The following is a 20168-nucleotide window of genomic DNA, read 5'->3' on the forward strand; positions in this document are numbered from 1 at the left end:
CGAACAAAAGCACCCAGCAAAGTAACAAACCTCGCACGGCTTCGGATAAAAAGTACTAACTGGTCTCGATGATAGATCTTAATGCAATAAAAAAACCAGCTCAATGAGCTGGTTTTCTGCAGGTTTGGGGCCGACTTAAAATAATAGGCTTATTTTTTTCCTTCGACCCATTTTCCGTCAACGTAAAACGCTGACCAGCCACTGGCCTTGCCATCTTCTTTCTCGGAAGAGACATACTGTTGCTTGGTCTTGCGGCTAAAGCGCACCATTGCCTTATTACCCTCTGGATCAGTTTGTGGGGCATCAGCCAAATAGCTGAGTTTTTCCGGCAAACGATCTTTAAAACGGGCTAACTCTTCCACCAAAGGCGCACGGGTTTCACGCGACTTAGGGAAAGTATTAGCCGCAAGGAAGACACCCGCTGCGCCATCGCGCAGAACAAAGTACGCATCGGATCTTTCGCACTGCAATTCAGGTAACGGCACCGGATCTTCTTTCGGTGGCGCTACATCGCCGTTGCGTAATATCTTGCGGGTGTTCTTGCACTCGTCATTGGTACAACCCATATATTTCCCGAAACGCCCCATTTTCAGGTGCATCTCAGAACCACATTTATCGCACTCGACGATCGGGCCGTCATAGCCTTTGATGCGGAATTCGCCCTGCTCGATTTCGTAGCCATCACACTCTGGGTTATTACCACAGACATGCAATTTACGCTGGTTATCGATCAGGTAGCTGTCCATTGCCGTGCCGCATTTTTCGCAGCGACGTTTGGCTCGCAGTGCGTTGGTTTCGGCTTCGTCACCTTCCAGCACATTCAGAATTTCGGCATCAGCAATCAGGTTAATGGTGGTTTTACAGCGCTCTTTTGGCGGTAATGCATAGCCGGAACAACCGAGGAAGACACCGGTGCTCGCGGTACGGATACCCATCGGGCGGCCACAGGTCGGGCATTCGATGCTGGTCAATACCATCTGATTTGGGCGCATACCGCCCTCTTCAGGATCTTTTTCGGCAATCTCCAACTGATGGCTGAACTGGGTGAAAAACTCATCCAGTACCGTTTTCCATTCCGCTTTGTTGTTAGCGACCTGATCGAGGCCATCTTCCATTCGGGCGGTAAAGTCGTAATTCATCAGTTCGCGGAAGTTGTCTTCAAGGCGGTCAGTAACGATTTCGCCCATTTTTTCAGCGTAGAAACGACGGTTCTCGACATGAACATAACCACGGTCCTGAATGGTCGAAATGATCGACGCATAAGTAGACGGACGGCCAATACCCCGTTTTTCGAGCTCTTTCACCAGAGACGCCTCACTGAAACGCGCAGGCGGTTTAGTGAAGTGCTGAGTGGGCAGCAATTGCTGCAGGCTCAGCTCGGTACCGATTTCAATCACAGGCAGCACACGATCTTCATCGCCTTTACGCAACGCTGGCATAACTTTGGTCCAGCCGTCAAATCGTAAAGTACGGCCTTTAGCGCGCAGCGAGTAGTCTGCCGCTTTCACGGTCAGCGTCGTGGAATCGTACTGTGCTGGTGTCATCTGACAGGCAACAAACTGACGCCAAATCAGCTGATACAAACGCTGTGCGTCCGCTTCCATATCGCTCAGTTGCTCGGAGACCACGGCGACATCAGAAGGACGAATCGCTTCGTGCGCTTCTTGCGAATTCTCTTTGTTGCTGTACTGCAAAGGGGCTTTCGGCAAGTATTTTTCGCCGAAATTATCACCGATATACCCCCGCACCATTTCCACCGCATCCTGACTCAGATTCGTAGAATCAGTACGCATATAGGTGATATGACCCGCTTCATACAGACGCTGTGCCATCATCATGGTTTTCTTCACACCAAAGCTCAGACGCGTACTGGCAGCCTGTTGCAGTGTGGAAGTAATAAAGGGTGCGCCTGGCTTGCTGCTGGTCGGCTTATCTTCACGATCCACCACGGTGTAACGCGCTTTTTCAAGCAACGAAACGGCTGCATGCGTTTGTTCTTTATTGACCGGTTTAAACGGTTTCTCAAGGTGATGCGTGACTTCCATTTGCAACGCGGTGTCTTTGTTCGCCAGCAAATCTGCATGCAGCTCCCAGTACTCTTCCGGCACAAAAGCTTTGATATCTTTTTCGCGCTCCACCACCAGACGTACAGCCACAGACTGAACACGACCAGCGGAAAGACCACGGGCAATCTTTTTCCACAACAATGGCGAGACCATATAACCCACAACGCGGTCCATAAATCGACGCGCCTGCTGTGCATTAACTCGGTCAATATTCAGTTCGCCAGGTTGTTTAAACGCGCTCTGAATCGCGTTCTTGGTGATTTCGTTAAACACTACGCGGCTAAAACGTTTTTCATCACCACCAATCACTTCACGCAAATGCCAGGCAATCGCCTCTCCTTCGCGGTCAAGGTCGGTCGCGAGATAGATATGGTCGGCTTTTTCGGCTAACGCTTTTAACTCAGCAACAACTTTTTCTTTACCCGGGAGTATTTCGTATTGGGCTTCCCAACCGTGGAATGGATCAACGCCCATGCGATTAACTAGCGCAGTTTTCTCATCCTTTTTTACTTTTTTCTTTGGCTTTTCTTCGGTTGAGCTGGCAGTTTTTTTAGCGGTGGAACCACTGGTCGGTAAATCGCGGATATGACCAACGCTGGACTTAACCACGTAGTCATTGCCTAAATATTTATTAATCGTTTTGGCTTTTGCCGGGGACTCAACTATTACGAGAGCTTTGCCCATAATTACCTTTTACCTAATTTGTGCTTCTGTTGAAGAAGATTTTAACTTGTTATGCCGCGGCACAATGTAACGTCTTTTTTTATATTGCGGCAGTGAGTCAGGAGGTCAACACTTTTCTTTCAAACGCCGCTCAAACTGACTTTCGTAGGCACAATTCACTGATTTTTCGTAAGTTTGCACGGAAAAACCGCACAAAGGAATTCGTTTCACGATAGCGTAAAGTGAACAAACGTAAACAAAACATTCCACCTAAAGCCACAAAATCCCACACTCTACCTGATAAAAATTGCCACGCAACTTAATTAGCACGTTAATGTGCTTTTAGCCAACAAGTACAAAATTTACACGATTGTAATTTTGCATAACCTTAGCAGATTTGCGGTTTTATCCACGACAGGATTACAATACCGCAGCAATTATAGTGGGGAGTAAATAACATGCATGGAAATACATCGGCAATTAACCGGGAAGCTTTACTGGTTGAAGCGAATAAAGTCATTCGTGAGCATGGCGATTATCTTCACGGGATGGTCGCGAGCGACGTTGAACAGAAAGGAAATGTGCTGGTTTTTCGCGGGGAATTTTTTCTTGATGACCAAGGATTACCTACGTTGAAAACCACGGCCGTGTTTAATATGTTCAAACATCTGGCGCATCTTTTTTCAGAAAAATACCATCTGGAAGATTAACCTTTTCATACCCAATATAGTGGTATTTTTCGGCGTCGTATTTACGGTGTAATAAGAAAGACGTTATCGCCCGATTGACGAGCAATAAAAGGGACAAGTGTCCCTTTTATTCATTTATAGAGCCGCCTCAGAGCAACGGCTTCTGGCTGCGTTGCAACCAGCGCAGGAACAAACGATCAATGCTTTCTGCTGCACTGCCGGTAAACCTGTCCATCATGCGTTTACGACGGCTATAACGCACCGCAATCACCTCATGATTTTTCATCTCAGCAATCAGTAAATCATCGCTGGTACCAATAGCATCAATCAGCCCCTTCTCACGCGCTTGCGTACCAAACCAGTGTTCACCGGTGGCGACACTGTCAATGTCCAGTGAAGGGCGGTGCTGATGTACGAACTCTTTGAACAACACATGCGTTTCATTGAGGTCTTCACGGAATTTTTCGCGCCCTTCTTCCGTGTTTTCACCAAACAACGTTAAAGTGCGTTTAAACTCACCCGCAGTATGTAATTCAACATCAATATCGTTCTTTTTCAGTAAACGGCTGAAGTTGGGGATCTGTGCCACAACACCGATGGATCCAATAATGGCGAACGGTGCCGCCACAATCCTGTCGGCAACGCATGCCATCATGTAGCCGCCGCTGGCAGCAACTTTGTCCACGGCAACGGTCAGGCGAATCCCACCTTGTCGCAGGCGTGCCAACTGCGAAGACGCCAGCCCGTAACCGTGAACCACACCGCCGGGGCTTTCCAGGCGCAGCAGAACTTCATCCTCCGGCGTTGCAACGGCCAACACCGCAGATATCTCCTCACGCAGCGAGGTCACTTCGTGGGCATCCATGCTGCCTTTGAAGTCCAAAACATATAGGCAAGGCTTGTTTTTGGATACGCCAGTTTTAGCCCGCGATTTTTTCTGTTTTGCTTCAACCTTCTCTTGCTTTCTGAATGCTTTATTACTGAGTTTCTGTTCGCTTGGGTTAAGCCGCGCGGTGCGCATTTCGCGCTGCATTTCGCGATACTGTTCCCCCAAATCCAAAAGATGAAGTTCACCTTTACCTTGCGACTTACGTTGCCTCAGACCGACCACTAAAATCACTAACGCCCCGATGGCGATAACTACGGTGATAACTTTGGCCAGAAACAGACCATAAAGAGATAATAAATCCACACATACCGCCTTCTACACTGTGGTAATAAGATGCCGCTTATTCTAGACAATCACCGTCGGGACGTCTTGTTCGAATGTGTTTCGCGGCAACAGGATTGAAAGCATTATTCCCTTTTTGTCCTGAAGGCTGGTAAAAGGGGTGCAGTCCTGCCCCATTTTTGTTACAAAAGAACTTACCTGCATAGAGGTTAATCGTTGAAAAAGATGTGCATTTCAGGCATATAAACCGAGTATTTATCCGCGTGATGAACCCTTTTTAGTCAACGTGCCCACCTGCGGTAGAGCCAGCTTTCTTCATTCATCTTGCTCCCGCCCAAAGCGCTTTGACACGATGTGAGATGCCAATGTGCGCCACATCCCGAAGCAGGCAAGAGGATATCCTGTGCAATATCATCCAAAATCAGACCTTCTCAACCAACGCATTATTCTGGTCACCGGCGCGGGTGATGGCATCGGTCGAGAAGCCGCTCTGACTTACGCACGCTTCGGTGCGCAGCTTATTTTACTGGGGCGCACTGAAAGCAAACTGGCAAAAGTCCAGCACGATATCGCGCAGCGTGGGTATCGCCCGGCACAGATTTACACGCTGGATTTGTTGACTGCCAGCCAGCAGGATTGCCAGCGCGTAGCCGAACAAATCACACAATGGGTCCCTCATCTTGATGGTGTACTCCATAACGCCGGTCTGCTGAGTGAAATCACGCCGATGGCGGACATTAAACTCGAAGACTGGAACAATGTCATGCAAGTGAACGTCAACGCGACCTTCATGCTCACGCAGGCCCTGTTGCCGCTGCAGTTGAAATCTTCCAGCTCATCACTGGTATTTACCACGTCAAGCGTTGGCCGCGAAGGCCGCAGCGGCTGGGGAGCCTACGCGGTGTCGAAATTTGCTACTGAAGGCATGATGCAGGTGCTAGCCGAAGAGTATAAACAGTCAAACTTACGCGTTAACTGCATCAATCCAGGGGGAACACGCACGAGTATGCGGGCATCGGCCTTTCCAGATGAAGACAGCAAAAAGCTGAAAACCCCAGCAGATATTATGCCGCTGTACCTCTATTTAATGGGTGATGATAGCCGCCGTAAAAATGGCATCAGTTTTGATGCACAACCTGGCCGCAAAGCGGGCCCAGCGGAATAATGAGGTAGGTCTGATGAGTGAGGAACACAGCAGTAATGACCGACATAAACAGCGCCAACAGCGGCTCAAGGAACAGGTCGATGCACGTATCGAAGCCGCACAGGAACGACGCGGTATCCTGATCGTTTTTACGGGCAACGGCAAAGGCAAAACCACGGCGGCGTTTGGTACAGTGACACGCGCCATTGGCCACGGACAGCGCGCTGGCGTTATCCAATTCATCAAGGGTGAGTGGCCCAACGGCGAGAAAAATTTGCTGGAACCGCATGGCGTGGAATTTCAGGTGATGGCTACCGGCTTTACCTGGGATACGCAAAACAAAGAGACCGATACCACCGCCTGTCAGGCCGTATGGCAGCATGGTAAACGCATGCTTGCTGATGCCTCACTGGATCTGGTTGTACTTGATGAACTAACGTATATGGTCAGTTTTGGCTATCTGGATTTACAGGAAGTGGTTGATGCTCTCAAGGCTCGCCCCGCTCTTCAGACAGTCATTATCACGGGCCGTGGTTGCCACCGCGACCTGCTCGAACTGGCCGACACCGTGAGCGAACTGCGCCCGGTGAAACATGCTTTCGACGCCGGAATTATGGCTCAACAGGGAATAGACTGGTAATACTAGCCGTCTTATTCCACTTTTCCTTTCAGATTGGCTTACTCAGAGAGTGCCACTGTCGTTAAGACGCTGAATAACACAGGAGCCGTTGGTGAGTTCGATCTCACTGACGCACCCCTGTTTGAACGGGAAGCGCCACATATCGGCCGGTGCCAGTTTCAGCATCATCGCCAACATCAGGCTTAATGAACCCTGATGAGCGACGATCGCCAAACAACTTTCTGTTGGCATAAGATAGAGCTGACGCATCGCCAGCCGAATACGCTGGGTGAAAGCTGCAAAAGATTCACCCAGTGGCACTTCGGCAACTTGCCAGTCGCGACACCATAAATCGTAGCCTGCCGCTCCCGATGCCAGTAGGTCGCGGTGGTGGCGCAGTTCCCACTCGCCAAAACACATTTCTTGCAATAAAGGCTGAACGTGCAGCTCACTGCTTCTTCCAAATGCGATCGCTTCTGCAGTAGCACGACTGCGGGCCAGATCGGTATGAACAATAGTATCCAGTGTTATGGATGCTAACTGTTGCGCGACGTGCTTAGCCTGAGTAACACCCATCGCCGTCAGTGCCACGTCACTGCTTCCGCAGAATACGCCATTTACGTTGGCGTCTGTCTGACCATGTCGAACCAGATATAACCTCATATCGTTTCCATCCGCATCCCATTCCTGGCAGTACTATAAAAATCGAGACAAAAAAAACCGCAGTCACGGACTACGGTTTATTAGGATAGCGCGACGATTGTCAGCTTATCCGTTGCGCTTAGACGGTGTACCGCTTCGTCGAGCCGGTGCAACCTGAGTATGACGCTTCACCGCGCGGCGGATTTGATTGGCCTTCACGCGGCGACGATCACGTTCAACTGGCATTTTGCTGACAGTTTCTTCAGGCATCTCCACCAGCGTACGCAAGTAGTTAGTTTCCGACAGCTCCAGCTCTTTATAGCCACCACGAGGTAAGCCCTTAGGCAAGGTCAAATCACCGTAGCGAACGCGGATCAGGCGGCTCACCTGCACACCTACCGCTTCCCACAACCGACGAACTTCACGGTTACGACCTTCGGTCAGCGTGACGTTGTACCACTGGTTCAGGCCTTCACCGCCCTGATATTTGATGCTACGGAATGCAGCGGGCCCATCTTCCAGCTGCACACCACGGCTTAACTGTTTGATTTTTTCGTCGTCAATCTGGCCAAACACGCGAACGGCATATTCGCGTTCAACTTCACGACTTGGGTGCATTAGGCGGTTTGCCAACTCACCATCAGTGGTGAACAGCAGCAGGCCGGAAGTATTGACGTCAAGGCGGCCCACGGCAACCCAACGTGAACCACGCATTTTGGGTAGACGATCAAATACGGTAGGACGGCCTTCCGGATCGCTGCGAGTACATAATTCGCCTTCAGGCTTGTAGTACGCTAGCACACGGCACACCGTGTCTTGCGATTCGATAATCGACAAGACGTGACCATCAAGACGAATTTTCGTCCCGGCCACCATTTCTACGCGATCACCCAACGAAGCAATTTTACCGTCAACACTGATACGGCCAGCCTGCAACATAGCTTCCACTTCACGGCGAGAACCATGACCGGCGCGGGCCAGAATTTTTTGCAGTTTTTCGCTCTGACCTTCGGTGCTGTCGAGGGCATTCTTAGGTTTTTCGTATTTTGGCTCGTCGTCTTCCGGCGCATCGGCCTCATTGTTCAGCACCGCAGAGACAGCTTTTGGTTTAGCGCTGCGGGATTTATCCCCACGCGGTTTGTCGCTGCGCGCGCTGTCAGGACGGGCTCTATCGGTACGTTCTGGACGAGCACCTTCTGGGCGAGGTTTGCCACTACGCGGTTTTTCTATACGGGATTTTTCGATCCGGGAATCACCGCGTGCAGTGTCAGAACGGGCTTTATCAGGACGGGCTTTATCAGTACGCGATTTGTCGTTACGTGGTTTATCAGTTCGTGACTTATCGGTACGCGCCTTGTCAGCCTGAGGTTTTTCACCGCGTTTTTCGGCACGCGTTGGCTCAGGACGGCCTTTGGCTGCGCCAGAGTTTCTTCCGCTTTTGGGTTTATCAGTGGCCGAACGGCCCGGTTTGGACTTGTCGCTTATATGCTTCTGGGAATTATACTTCTCGCTCATTGAGCAACCTCATTTGTCGCCTTCACAGGCGTCGGGGAGAGCCGGCAGCTCGATGGGAACCATCGCCTGCCCGCCAGAATTAGTATCAGTAAATAAGTCAGTGACTGTTGCGGAATTCCTGTGTGATACAGGCGGTACTTCGCGTCGCAATAACAGCATTGCTCATTAAAACAAAGGCTTATGAAAAGCCAGCCCGCCATTATACACAATTATACTGTTTTTGTATGTATCTGCGGACTGAATAATAAACAGATTACTATAAGAATGGCGTGGGATCACCGGCGCCTTCACGTACCACTTCAGGCGTAGACTCGGTCAAATCCACGACTGTGGTCGGCTGCTGGCCAATCGTACCGCCGTGAATGATCAGATCCACAAGTTTGCCCATATTATCTCTAATATCATCAGGATCAGATTCGGCAAAATCATTACCTGGCAGCATCAACGTGGTGGACATCAACGGTTCACCGAGCACGTCCAGCAGCGCCAGCGCAATCGGGTTGGATGGCACCCGCAAACCAATGGTTTTGCGTTTTTCACTCATCAGACGGCGCGGTACTTCTTTAGTCGCTTTCAAAATGAACGTGTAATTGCCTGGCGTATTGTTTTTGATCAGACGAAACGCCGTGTTATCCACGTAAGCATAAGTAGAAAGCTCAGACAGATCGCGGCATACCAACGTGAAGTTATGATTGCCATCCAGTTGACGAATACGACAAATACGCTCCATGGCGCTTTTATCTTCCAGACGGCAGCCCAACGCATAACCGGAATCTGTCGGGTACACAATGACGGCACCTTTACGCAAAATATCCACGGCCTGATTGATCAGACGCGGCTGCGGGTTCTCGGGGTGAATATAGAAAAATTGACTCATAATTCCCTTCTTAACTCATTCTGTAATAGGGGCAATACATGTGGGTTCCGCCCACTCTTTCCACACGGGTTCGACACCCGCGGGAAGCCACAGTTTTCGCCCCAGTTCTATCCAAGAGCAGGGTTGATGAAAGTCAGATCCCTGCGATGCCAGTAAATTATAGTCTCTTGCGAAAGCGGCGAGCTGGCTGCGTTCATTCGGTGCTTGCTGACACTGGGCGACTTCCATTGCATCGCCTCCCTGTTCGGCAAAATAAGCCAACAGACGTTTTAGCCATTTGGTTGACAGACCATAGCGTCCCGGATGAGCGACAACGGCCTGCCCGCCTGAGTAATGAATGGCTTCAATCGCTTGTTCAATTGTACACCAGTGTGGTGGAACATAGCCGGTCTTGCCTTTAGCGAGGTATTTATTAAAGACCTGCGTGATGTTGCCACACTTGCCGATTTCCACCAGATAACGCGCAAAGTGCGCGCGAGTAACCGCACCACCTTGCGCCAATCGCATAGCCCCTTCCAAAGCGCCTTGCACCTTGGCCTTTTCAAGTCTGCGACCTATTTCTTGCGCGCGCTCTATGCGTAAAGCGGCCTGCGAGGCCAGCAAGGTCTTGATCGCCGGATGGGCAGGATCGATCCTTAACCCGACAATATGGATTTCATGATTTTCCCACAATGTGGAGATTTCAACGCCGCTTACCAATTGCAAAGGGTGATTCTTTTCGGCAATGGCCTGCGCCGCACGAGCCAGTCCTTCAGTCGTGTCATGATCAGTAATGGCCAGCACCCCCACTCGCATTTCTACTGCACGGTCGACCAGCGCTTCAGGCGATAAATAGCCGTCAGAGGCAGTAGTATGGCTGTGCAGATCATAGAGAGTGAAGGCTGAACTGAGTTCTGGAATATCGGTGGTGATTGAAGTCATAAAAAGAGTAGTCATTAAACTCGTTGCTGAAAACGGCTTTTATCATAACCTGTTAGCCGTATGCCGGTTACCCCTATCTGACTTGACGACGAGCACATGTCACTGGCATAACAAGATACCGCGCAAGTTTAATTGTTTATTCTCAACAACAAAGTTCCAAAAGAGGGTTGACTAACGCCTCGCGAACTAGTTTACTAGTACGCAAGTTCGCAGAAGAGCGTCGATTTTCACGTTGAATGTTTTGTTTAAGAGAAATAAAGGGTATCTGATGATGACAATTTCAATGATTTCTGTACTCAGCTGGTGGCGCCACTTCCCTTCGCGGGCGGTGTGATCACGCATAGCTGTTAACAGTCCATGCAGATACCCGAAGCCCGCCGATTGCGGGCTTTTTTGTGGCCATATTCCATCATTACAATGAACAAATTTTAGGAGCCAACATGACGATTCAACGACCTCGTTTGGAACTGCTGACAGCTCAGGGAAATTACCGTGGTGATCCCACCGCCATCTTCCACCAGCTTTGTGGTGCACGCCCGGCCACCCTATTGCTGGAATCTGCTGAAATCACCAGTAAACAGAATTTGAAAAGCCTGCTGGTCATTGATAGCGCACTGCGCATCACGGCGCTGAATAATAAAGTCTCGGTTCAGGCGCTTACCGCCAATGGTGCATCGCTGCTTCCGCTAATGGACGCTGCACTGCCTGGTGATGTGCTCAATGATGTTCGTCCTAACGGCCGTGAACTGACCTTCCCAGCAATTGACCAGATGCAGGAAGAGGATGCTCGTCTGCGTTCGCGTTCGGTATTTGATGCACTGCGCAGCATTCTGGATTTGGTTGAAACGCCAGAAGAAGAACGTGAAGCTATACTGCTGGGCGGTCTGTTCGCCTACGATTTAGTTGCCGGATTTGAAGATTTGCCGCAGTTGCGTGCCGATCAGCGCTGCCCAGATTTCTGCTTCTATCTTGCGGAAACCCTTCTGGTTCTTGATCACCAGAATCGTAGCAGCCGTTTGCAAGCCAGCCTGTTCACCCCAGACAACGATGAGAAACAGCGCCTGCATTCGCGCCTCGAACAACTGCAACATCAACTGCAATTGCCGCCACATACGATTCCACATCAAGACGTAACGGACATGAAACTCAGCGTCAGCCAGAGTGACGAAGAGTTCGGTGCCGTGGTTGAAAAAATGAAAGAAGGCATCCGCGCCGGTGAAATCTTCCAGGTGGTTCCTTCGCGGCGGTTCTCACTGCCTTGCCCTGCTCCGCTGGCAGCCTATGAAACACTGAAAAATAACAATCCAAGTCCGTATATGTTCTTCATGCAGGACAACGATTTCACACTGTTTGGAGCTTCGCCGGAAAGCGCACTGAAATATGATGCCACCAACCGACAGATTGAAATTTATCCTATTGCCGGTACTCGCCCGCGTGGCCGTCGCGCTGACGGTTCACTAGATCGCGATCTCGACAGCCGTATCGAACTGGAAATGCGCACCGATCATAAAGAGTTGGCAGAACACCTTATGCTGGTTGACTTGGCGCGCAACGATTTGGCCCGTATTTGTGAGCCGGGCAGCCGCTATGTGGCTGACCTGACCAAAGTTGACCGTTATTCATTCGTGATGCATCTGGTTTCCCGTGTGGTGGGTACGCTACGTGCCGACCTCGACGTGCTCCATGCCTATCAGGCCGTCATGAACATGGGCACGCTGACCGGTGCGCCAAAAGTTCGCGCCATGCAGTTGATTGCCGGTTCTGAAAAAAGCCGTCGGGGCAGTTATGGCGGTGCTGTGGGCTACTTTACGGCGCAAGGTGATTTAGATACCTGCATTGTCATTCGTTCCGCCTATGTCGAAGACGGTATTGCTACCGTACAGGCTGGGGGGGGGGTTGTGCTGGATTCCGTACCGCAGGCTGAAGCTGACGAAACTCGCAATAAAGCCCGTGCCGTGCTGCGTGCCATCGCCACTGCACACAATGCCAAAGAGGTATTTTAAGATGGCCGACATTTTATTGATCGACAACGTAGATTCCTTCACCTACAACCTGGTAGACCAACTCCGCGCCAGCGGTCATAACGTAGTAATTTACCGCAACCAGATCCCGGCTGACGTGATCCTCGAAAAACTCAGCCGGCTGGAAAAACCCGTGCTGATGCTTTCCCCTGGCCCGGGCACGCCTTCAGAAGCGGGTTGTATGCCGGAGCTACTGAGACGTCTGCTTGGCCAACTGCCTATCATTGGCATCTGTTTGGGTCATCAGGCGATTGTTGAAGCCTACGGCGGTTATGTTGGCCAGGCGGGTGAAATCCTGCACGGTAAGGCTTCTTCTATTACCCATGACGGTGAAGGCATGTTCGCAGGAATGAGTAATCCGCTGCCCGTGGCGCGTTATCACTCGCTGGTTGGTAGCAAGATCCCAGCCGACGGCTTGACGGTCAACGCCCGCTACGGCGACATGGTGATGGCTGTGCGTCACGATAAAGATCGCGTTTGCGGTTTTCAGTTCCATCCAGAATCCATTTTAACCTCTCAGGGCGCACGTCTGTTAGATCAGACGCTGACCTGGGCTTTGGCATAAGACGAGGAGCTGACTATGCAAACTCAAGATATTACCGGCATCCTTGAAAACCTGTATCGCGCTCAGGTGATGACCCAGGAGGAGAGCCAGCAGTTATTTACCGCCATTGTGAATGGCGAACTTGAACCGACCCAGTTGGCGGCAGCATTGATAAGCATGAAAGTGCGCGGTGAGCAACCGGCGGAAATTGCTGGCGCAGCTCAGGCGTTGCTGACTCACGCCGAACCCTTTCCACGCCCCGATTATCCGTTTGCTGATATCGTCGGCACCGGTGGTGACGGCACTAACAGCATCAATATTTCGACCGCCAGCGCCTTTGTCGCCGCAGCTTGCGGCGTACGCGTCGCCAAGCACGGTAACCGCAGCGTGTCGAGCCGTTCAGGTTCCTCCGATTTGCTGGCCGCGTTCGGTATACGCCTGGATATGCCCGCACAAGCGTCCCGAGCCGCGCTGGATGATTTGGGCGTCTGTTTCCTGTTTGCCCCGCAATATCACACCGGTTTTCGCCACGCAATGCCGGTACGCAAGGCACTGAAAACTCGCACGCTGTTCAACGTACTTGGGCCGTTGATTAACCCCGCTCGTCCGCCGCTGGCACTGATTGGGGTTTACAGCCCGGAGCTGGTAAAACCTATTGTTGAAACACTGCGGACACTGGGTTATGAACGTGCCGCCGTCGTTCACGGTGGCGGCATGGATGAAGTGGCGATCCACGCGCCGACGCAGGTGGCTGAGCTGAAAAATGGCGAAATTTCAACCTATGAGCTGACACCGCAGGACTTCGGACTGGACAACTATCCGATCGAGGCGCTACTCGGTGGCGAACCGGAAGAAAATCGTGACATTCTGGCACGCTTATTACAAGGTAAAGGTGATCCTGCCCACGAAGCCGCAGTTGCCGCCAATGTGGCGATGTTACTGCGTCTTTTCGGTCAGGAAAACTTAAAACACAACGCCCAACAAGCTTTGGAAGTCATACGCAGCGGTGCTGCTTACCAGCGTGTAACCGCATTGGCAGCAAGAGGATAAGTGATGCAGCAGGAAACCGTGCTCCACAAAATTGTACGCGATAAAGCAGTTTGGATCGCGGCACGTAAAGAACAACAACCCCTGGCCAGTTTTCAAAACGACATCGAACCAAGCCAGCGCAATTTCTACGACGCCCTACGAGGGACAAAAACTGTCTTCATTCTTGAATGCAAAAAAGCGTCTCCCTCTAAAGGTATTATCCGCGATAACTTCAATCCGGTGGAAATCGCCAGCGTCTATAAAGATTACGCTTCGGCCATTTCTGTTTTAACCGACGAGAAATACTTCCAGGGCAGTTTCGACTTTCTGCCGCTGGTGAGTAAAACTGTCACCCAGCCGGTGCTGTGCAAAGATTTCATTATTGACCCTTATCAGATTCATCTGGCGCGTTTTTATCAGGCCGATGCGATTTTGTTGATGCTATCCGTCCTTGATGATGAACAATACGTTCAGCTGGCCGCCGTGGCGCACAGCCTGAGTATGGGCATCCTGACCGAAGCCAGTAACGAAGAAGAACTGGAACGCGCGGTGCAGTTGAAAGCCAAAGTCGTCGGCATCAATAACCGCGATCTACGTGATTTGTCTATCGACTTAGACCGTACCCGCCAGTTGGCACCACGCGTAACGCACGGCGTGACAGTGATCAGTGAGTCGGGCATCAATAGTTATGCACAGATCCGCGAACTGGGTCGTTTCGCCAATGGCTTCCTGATTGGCAGCGCGTTGATGTCAGAAACCGATCTGACCGCTGCCGTTCGCCGCGTGATGCTTGGTGACAACAAAGTCTGTGGCCTGACCCGCCAGCAGGATGCCGCCGTAGCCTATAGCGAGGGAGCCGTTTATGGTGGGCTGATTTTTGTCCCGACTTCACCACGCTATGTCACGCTTGAACAAGCTCGCATCGTGCAGTCGGGCGCGCCGTTGAAATATGTTGGCGTATTCCGTGACGAGCCGGTAGATAACGTCGTTAAAATCGCCGAAGCACTAAAACTGCACGTAATACAACTGCATGGCGATGAAGATCAAGCCTATATCGATGTACTCCGTGCAGCATTGCCGAAACGCTGTCAGATCTGGAAAGCGCTGAGCGTGAAGGAGTCAATGCCAGCCCTTGACCTGAATCAGGTTGACCGCTATGTGCTCGACAATGGCAAAGGCGGCACCGGTCAGAGTTTCGACTGGAGCAAACTGGCAGGACAAGATTTGAGCAACGTTTTACTCGCCGGTGGCCTTCGTGCCGATAACATCGTTGATGCTGCTCAGTTAGGTTGCGCGGGGCTGGATTTCAACTCCGGCGTTGAACGCGAGCCAGGCATTAAAGATGCCGATAAGATCACCGCCGTATTCCAGACGCTGCGGGCTTACTGATTTAAGCTGGCAGTGCCGTAAATTGACAGACAGGATGGAATGACATGACTTTACTTAATCCCTACTTCGGCGAATTTGGCGGCCAGTATGTGCCACAAATTCTGATGCCTGCACTGGCACAGCTGGAGGAAGCCTTTGTCAGTGCGCAGCGCGATCCCGAGTTTCAGGCCGAGTTCATCGACCTGCTGAAAAACTATGCGGGTCGTCCTACTGCACTGACGCTGTGTAGAAATCTGACGGCGGGTACTAAGACCAAACTGTATCTTAAACGGGGTGGCTTCTGCTCTCGCGTGTGCGCTGCTTGGTTATTGAGCGCCAGTCACCGAACGTATTCCGCATGCGTTTGATGGGTGCCGAAGTCATTCCGGTTCACAGCGGCTCTTCTACGCTCAAAGATGCCTGCAACGAAGCGCTGCGCGACTGGTCAGCTAGCTATGAAAAAGCACACTATATGCTCGGCACCGCTGCCGGTCCGCACCCATATCCAACGATTGTGCGCGAATTCCAGCGCATGATTGGTGAGGAGACTAAAGTGCAAATGCAGGAGCGCGAAGGTTGCCTGCCTGATGCGCTCATCGCTTGCGTCGGCGGCGGCTCCAACGCCATAGGTATGTTTGCAGATTTCATCGACGATACCAGCGTGAAACTGATTGGCGTCGAGCCTGCGGGTCTGGGGATTGAAACCGGCCAACACGGCGCTCCGTTGAAACACGGTCATGTTGGGATTGTCAGAAGGCCAGATTGAAGAGTCATACTCTATTTCTGCCGGGCTCGATTTTCCTTCTGTCGGCCCGCAGCACGCCTACCTTAACAGTATTGGTCGTGCAGAATATGTTTCAATCACCGATGACGAAGCGCTGGACGCATTCAAAGAGTTGTCCCGCCATGAGGGGATTATCCCCGCTCTTGAATCTTCACACGCACTGGCTTATGCCCTGAAAATGATTAAAGAGACGCCGCAGAAAGAACAGATTATTGTGGTGAATCTTTCCGGTCGCGGCGATAAAGATATTTTCACCGTTAATGATATTCTGACTGCCCGGGGAGAAATTTGATGGATCGTTATCAGCAATTATTCAAACGTCTGGAAAGCAAAAAAGAAGGTGCATTTGTTCCTTTCGTCACGCTGGGAGATCCTGGGATTGAGCTCTCATTGTCGATTATTGACACGATGATTGAAGCGGGTGCCGATGCGCTGGAGCTGGGCATACCCTTCTCGGACCCGCTGGCAGATGGCCCGACGATTCAGAACGCCAACCTGCGTGCATTTGCTGCCGGCGTCACGCCAACGCAGTGCTTTGGCATGCTGGCACGAATCCGAGAAAAGCACCCGGACATCCCGATTGGTCTGCTGATGTATGCCAATTTGGTCTTCCATAACGGCATTGATGCCTTCTATCAGCGCTGTGCCGAAGTGGGCGTGGATTCTGTACTGGTGGCCGACGCACCTTTTGAAGAGTCCGCCCCCTTCCGCGCTGCGGCTGTTCGTCACGGCATTGCGCCGATCTTCATTTGTCCACCTAACGCCAATGATGATTTATTGCGCGAAATTTCCTCGCATGGCCGCGGATATACCTACTTATTGTCACGTGCTGGGGTAACGGGCACGGAGATGCGCGCATCAACACCGCTGACTCACCTGGTCAATAAGTTACGTGAATATCATGCCGCACCACCACTGCAGGGTTTTGGCATTTCTGATCCTGCTCAGGTGAAAGAGACGCTGGCCGCTGGTGCAACTGGGGCTATCTCTGGATCGGCTACCGTGCGGATCATCGAAAACAATCTGCATCAACCCTCAGAAATGCTGGCACAACTTTCGCATTTCGTCAGTGAGATGAAAGCAGCAACACGCGCCTGACTCCGCTGAAAATCTTTCCAACGCCTTATTTGATGATGCGGATAAGGCGTTGTTTAATTGGATGAGTTAAGTTTTTATTTTACTGTTTTTGATTTGTATATCCTCGATCCTTACACCACACTGATAACTCCCCAGCAGCCATTTCATTTTCATGGTTGCCGCGCGGGAAATATGCATTACTAATCATTAGATGATGAGTTTCAAACTTGGCATGGAGAGTTATTTATGAAGCTATTCAAGACATTGTCGGCATTTTGCATGGCAGCTGTTGTCGTCATGGCTGTAGCGGCTTGCGCGCCAACTAAGAAATCAGAAGGTACTGGCGGTTATTTGGATGACACGGTAGTCACCACCAAAGTGAAATCTGCTTTGCTGGCGGATAAAACCATCAAGTCTCGTGAAATCAGCGTAGAAACCTTCAAGGGCCGCGTACAGTTGAGCGGTTTTGTTAGCTCACAGGCTGAAGCAAACCGTGCGGTTGAAGTCACTCGCGGCGTGGCGGGTGTGAAATCCATCGAGAATGATACTCGCGTGAAATAATCCTCGATTGATATAACAAAAAATGAAGAGGCGCAAAAGCGCCTCTTTTTTATAGGCTTTTGCTGAGGTTAGAAACGATAGCCGACGCCAAACATAAAGACCCACGGGTCGATCCGGGTGTTGATGTTTTGCTGCTCACCACCGGCTTTGAATTTGACTTCAGTATCAATATCTATCCACCACACAGACATGTTGATCAGCCAGTTGTCAGCGAGGTTGTAATCAAGACCTGCTTGTGTCGCCACGCCCCAGGAACTCTTAACGCTCAGATCTGACAGTCCGGCGTCGCGGCCCGTCTGGTTGAATTTGGTATCGTAGAAGGTGGTATAGTTGATACCCAGGCCAAGGTACGGACGCAACTTATCCTGCTTGTCACCAAAGTAGTACTGCGCCATTAATGACGGCGGTAACTGTTTCACTTCCGCGATCGTCCCGGTACTTTGCAGACCGACTTTATGTTGGAACGGCGTGGCCGCCAGCAGCTCCACTCCGATGTTATCGGTGAACATGTAGCCGAGAGTCATGCCCATCTGAGTGTTGTTGTCGATATTAAACGAACCCAAGCCCAATACGTTGTCTGAGCCTGCGTTTGGCCGCACGGTGGCCGTCCCTACACGAAAAATAACGTCTCCTGCCTCATGTGCGCTTGCGACTGCCGGAAATGCCGCTGCCGCGATTAATGCCCAATATGCTGCTTTCATTATCCCTTTCCTTTATGTGGATTAATTTTTCCCGCGAATAATACCTACTTTTTGTCAGGATTTGATCAATGCGGGATCACATCTTTAAAATAATTCTCGGGAAAATCCACCCTCATCAATCCGATCTAACTCTATAAAAAAGAAGGAATTGATCTACATCAAAATAAGAGATAAAGATCCCGCTGCTCATTTCTGTAATGGTTGACCCGGTACGATCTCGCGGTTTATCAGGCTGAGCGATAAGAAATCAATCAGATATCATTGGTAGGGTGCCACCATGCAACATTACAGGGTACAATCCCCGACTGATTGTCTTTCGATTATTTTGCCAAGGAGCGTTCATGCCTATCACGGCCAGTGCGTTATACCGTGACAGTTTCAATTTTATGCGTAACCAACTCACCAGTATTTTGCTGCTGGCTCTGTTGACCGCATTTATTACCGTCATTTTAAATCAACTCTTAATCCCTGGTGGCGATCAACTGAGCCTGCTCAGCGCGACCAGTGATGACCTGTCAGGCACGACAGACATGAGTTTGCAGGAACTTATTCAGAACATGTCACCAGAGCAGCAAATGGTGCTGCTTAAAGTCTCAGGTGCAGCAACCTTCTCTGCACTCGTCGGCAATGTATTACTGGTGGGTGGGATGTTGACGCTGATTCAAATGGTGTCAAACGGCATGACGACTAGCGCACTGCGTTCAATCGGTGCTTCTGCGCCAATTCTGCCGCGTCTATTAGGGCTGATGCTTATATGTACGTTGTTGGTTCAACTGGGTCTGACGCTGTTTATCGTTCCTGGCGTGCTGATCGCAGTAGCGGTTTCCATGGCACCGGTCATCAGCAGTACTGAGAAAATGGGCGTATTTAAGTCAATTAAAATCAGCAGCAAGCTAGCCTTTTCCAATGCCCGTCTGTTATTTCCGGCGATTATGTTCTGGCTGGCGGCCAAAATGCTGGTCCTGCTGGCGGTAAGCCATCTAACCATTCTGCCTATCATGGCCGCTTCGGTAGTATTGAGTACGCTGAGCAACCTGATTTCAGCCTTACTGCTGATTTACCTGTTCCGTCTCTACTCCAAATTGCGCGCCTGAATGTCATCAGCAGTCTTTGAAAGGGTGCACTGGCGCCCTTTTCTTTTGTCTGTGAAATGATTCCGGTATAGTCAAAACATACAATAAACATGGAATGAAGTATGAAGCAGCTCCTCGATTTTCTTCCCTTAGTCGTCTTTTTTGTTTTTTATAAGATGTATGACATTTTTGTCGCCTCCGGCGCGTTGATTGCCGCGACCGCACTGGCCCTGATTTTCACCTGGATTAAATACCGTAAAGTCGAAAAGATGACGCTTATCACTTTCGCGATGGTTGCTATTTTCGGCACACTGACGTTGGTATTCCACAATGATGAATTCATTAAATGGAAAGTGACGGTGATTTACGTGCTTTTCTCTGTTGCCCTGCTGGTGAGTCAGTGGGTAATGAAGAAGCCATTGATCCAACGGATGTTGGGCAAAGAACTGACGCTGCCCGATCATGTCTGGAATAGGCTAAACTTCTGTTGGGCCATATTCTTTCTGGTATGTGGACTGGCCAATATTTACGTGGCGTTCTGGTTGCCGCAGGAACTCTGGGTTAACTTCAAAGTGTTCGGTCTGACTGCACTCACGCTGGTATTTACTCTGCTGAGCGGCGTCTATATTTATCGGCATATGCCGGATGAAGAAAAAAAATAAACATTTTCCTATATAGGCCTTTCTCTTCGAAGGGCCTTAAT

The 20168-nt window shown here is 50.6% G+C and carries 16 protein-coding genes, 2 pseudogenes and 1 other annotated feature; of the genes and pseudogenes, 11 read left to right on the top strand and 7 right to left on the bottom strand.

Annotated elements, in window-relative coordinates; all coding sequences use genetic code 11:
* Positions 1-149 precede the first annotated feature (149 nt).
* Positions 150-2750 (bottom strand): type I DNA topoisomerase, encoded by a 2601-nt coding sequence (topA, locus tag IEV89_RS06645; protein ID WP_188471734.1) that lies wholly within the window; start codon positions 2748-2750, stop codon positions 150-152.
* Between the two features lie 437 nt (positions 2751-3187).
* Here topA and IEV89_RS06650 point away from each other — a divergent pair, with 437 nt between their 5' ends.
* The gene (locus IEV89_RS06650; protein WP_188471736.1) at positions 3188-3439 is read left to right on the top strand and encodes a YciN family protein; all 252 of its coding nucleotides are present in this window, start codon (positions 3188-3190) and stop codon (positions 3437-3439) included.
* 127 nt (positions 3440-3566) lie between these two features.
* Here IEV89_RS06650 and sohB read toward each other — a convergent pair whose 3' ends face one another.
* Entirely contained in the window at positions 3567-4610 is a 1044-nt protein-coding gene (sohB, locus tag IEV89_RS06655) for a protease SohB (RefSeq protein WP_188471738.1), read from the bottom strand.
* 382 nt (positions 4611-4992) lie between these two features.
* Between sohB and IEV89_RS06660 the strand changes: the two genes are divergently transcribed.
* Both IEV89_RS06660 and cobO read left to right on the top strand, forming a co-directional pair.
* Positions 4993-5754, top strand: a complete 762-nt coding sequence (locus IEV89_RS06660) for a YciK family oxidoreductase (protein WP_188471740.1) — start codon at positions 4993-4995, stop codon at positions 5752-5754.
* Between the two features lie 13 nt (positions 5755-5767).
* The gene (gene cobO / locus IEV89_RS06665; RefSeq protein ID WP_188471743.1) at positions 5768-6373 is read left to right on the top strand and encodes a cob(I)yrinic acid a,c-diamide adenosyltransferase; all 606 of its coding nucleotides are present in this window, start codon (positions 5768-5770) and stop codon (positions 6371-6373) included.
* Between the two features lie 42 nt (positions 6374-6415).
* Here cobO and IEV89_RS06670 read toward each other — a convergent pair whose 3' ends face one another.
* The 4 genes from IEV89_RS06670 to rnm all read right to left on the bottom strand — a co-directional run bounded on the left by IEV89_RS06670 (position 6416) and on the right by rnm (position 10322).
* A complete protein-coding gene (locus tag IEV89_RS06670) occupies positions 6416-7015 on the bottom strand; it encodes a histidine phosphatase family protein (protein WP_188471746.1) in 600 nt (199 codons plus the stop codon).
* A gap of 105 nt (positions 7016-7120) precedes the next feature.
* Positions 7121-7987 (bottom strand): 23S rRNA pseudouridine(2605) synthase RluB, encoded by an 867-nt coding sequence (gene rluB / locus IEV89_RS06675; RefSeq protein ID WP_229746416.1) that lies wholly within the window; start codon positions 7985-7987, stop codon positions 7121-7123.
* A 778-nt stretch (positions 7988-8765) separates the two neighbouring features.
* Positions 8766-9386: an L-threonylcarbamoyladenylate synthase gene (locus IEV89_RS06680; protein WP_188471750.1), complete on the bottom strand. Its 621-nt coding sequence runs from the start codon at positions 9384-9386 to the stop codon at positions 8766-8768.
* Between the two features lie 15 nt (positions 9387-9401).
* Positions 9402-10322: an RNase RNM gene (gene rnm, locus IEV89_RS06685; protein WP_308420861.1), complete on the bottom strand. Its 921-nt coding sequence runs from the start codon at positions 10320-10322 to the stop codon at positions 9402-9404.
* Positions 10323-10602: 280 nt separating this feature from the next.
* Positions 10603-10704 (top strand) — a sequence feature (Trp leader region).
* A 43-nt stretch (positions 10705-10747) separates the two neighbouring features.
* Here rnm and IEV89_RS06690 point away from each other — a divergent pair.
* From IEV89_RS06690 to IEV89_RS06720, 6 genes and pseudogenes are all read left to right on the top strand, one after another.
* Positions 10748-12310 carry an anthranilate synthase component 1 gene (locus IEV89_RS06690; RefSeq protein WP_188471756.1) on the top strand — a complete coding sequence of 521 codons (1563 nt, stop codon included), beginning with the start codon at positions 10748-10750 and terminating at the stop codon, positions 12308-12310.
* Between the two features lies 1 nt (position 12311).
* Positions 12312-13922, top strand: a pseudogene (trpD, locus tag IEV89_RS21665) (bifunctional anthranilate synthase glutamate amidotransferase component TrpG/anthranilate phosphoribosyltransferase TrpD).
* Positions 13923-13925: 3 nt separating this feature from the next.
* Positions 13926-15290, top strand: a complete 1365-nt coding sequence (gene trpCF / locus IEV89_RS06705; RefSeq protein WP_188471763.1) for a bifunctional indole-3-glycerol-phosphate synthase TrpC/phosphoribosylanthranilate isomerase TrpF — start codon at positions 13926-13928, stop codon at positions 15288-15290.
* A gap of 44 nt (positions 15291-15334) precedes the next feature.
* Positions 15335-16345 (top strand): annotated as a pseudogene (locus IEV89_RS06710) (tryptophan synthase subunit beta).
* Positions 16345-17151, top strand: a complete 807-nt coding sequence (gene trpA / locus IEV89_RS06715; protein WP_188471765.1) for a tryptophan synthase subunit alpha — start codon at positions 16345-16347, stop codon at positions 17149-17151. The pseudogene IEV89_RS06710 and the gene trpA overlap by 1 nt, the downstream one beginning before the upstream one ends.
* 225 nt (positions 17152-17376) lie before the next feature.
* A complete protein-coding gene (locus IEV89_RS06720) occupies positions 17377-17691 on the top strand; it encodes a BON domain-containing protein (protein ID WP_188471767.1) in 315 nt (104 codons plus the stop codon).
* 68 nt (positions 17692-17759) lie between these two features.
* Here IEV89_RS06720 and ompW read toward each other — a convergent pair whose 3' ends face one another.
* Entirely contained in the window at positions 17760-18392 is a 633-nt protein-coding gene (ompW, locus tag IEV89_RS06725; protein WP_188471770.1) for an outer membrane protein OmpW, read from the bottom strand.
* A 341-nt stretch (positions 18393-18733) separates the two neighbouring features.
* Here ompW and IEV89_RS06730 point away from each other — a divergent pair, with 341 nt between their 5' ends.
* Positions 18734-19486, top strand: coding sequence for a YciC family protein (locus IEV89_RS06730; protein ID WP_188471772.1), 753 nt, complete (start codon positions 18734-18736; stop codon positions 19484-19486).
* Positions 19487-19587: 101 nt separating this feature from the next.
* The gene (locus IEV89_RS06735) at positions 19588-20127 is read left to right on the top strand and encodes a septation protein A (protein ID WP_188471774.1); all 540 of its coding nucleotides are present in this window, start codon (positions 19588-19590) and stop codon (positions 20125-20127) included.
* Positions 20128-20168: the final 41 nt, after the last annotated feature.

Source organism: Hafnia psychrotolerans (assembly GCF_014639435.1).
In the GTDB taxonomy this organism is placed as follows: Bacteria; Pseudomonadota; Gammaproteobacteria; order Enterobacterales; family Enterobacteriaceae; genus Ewingella; species Ewingella psychrotolerans.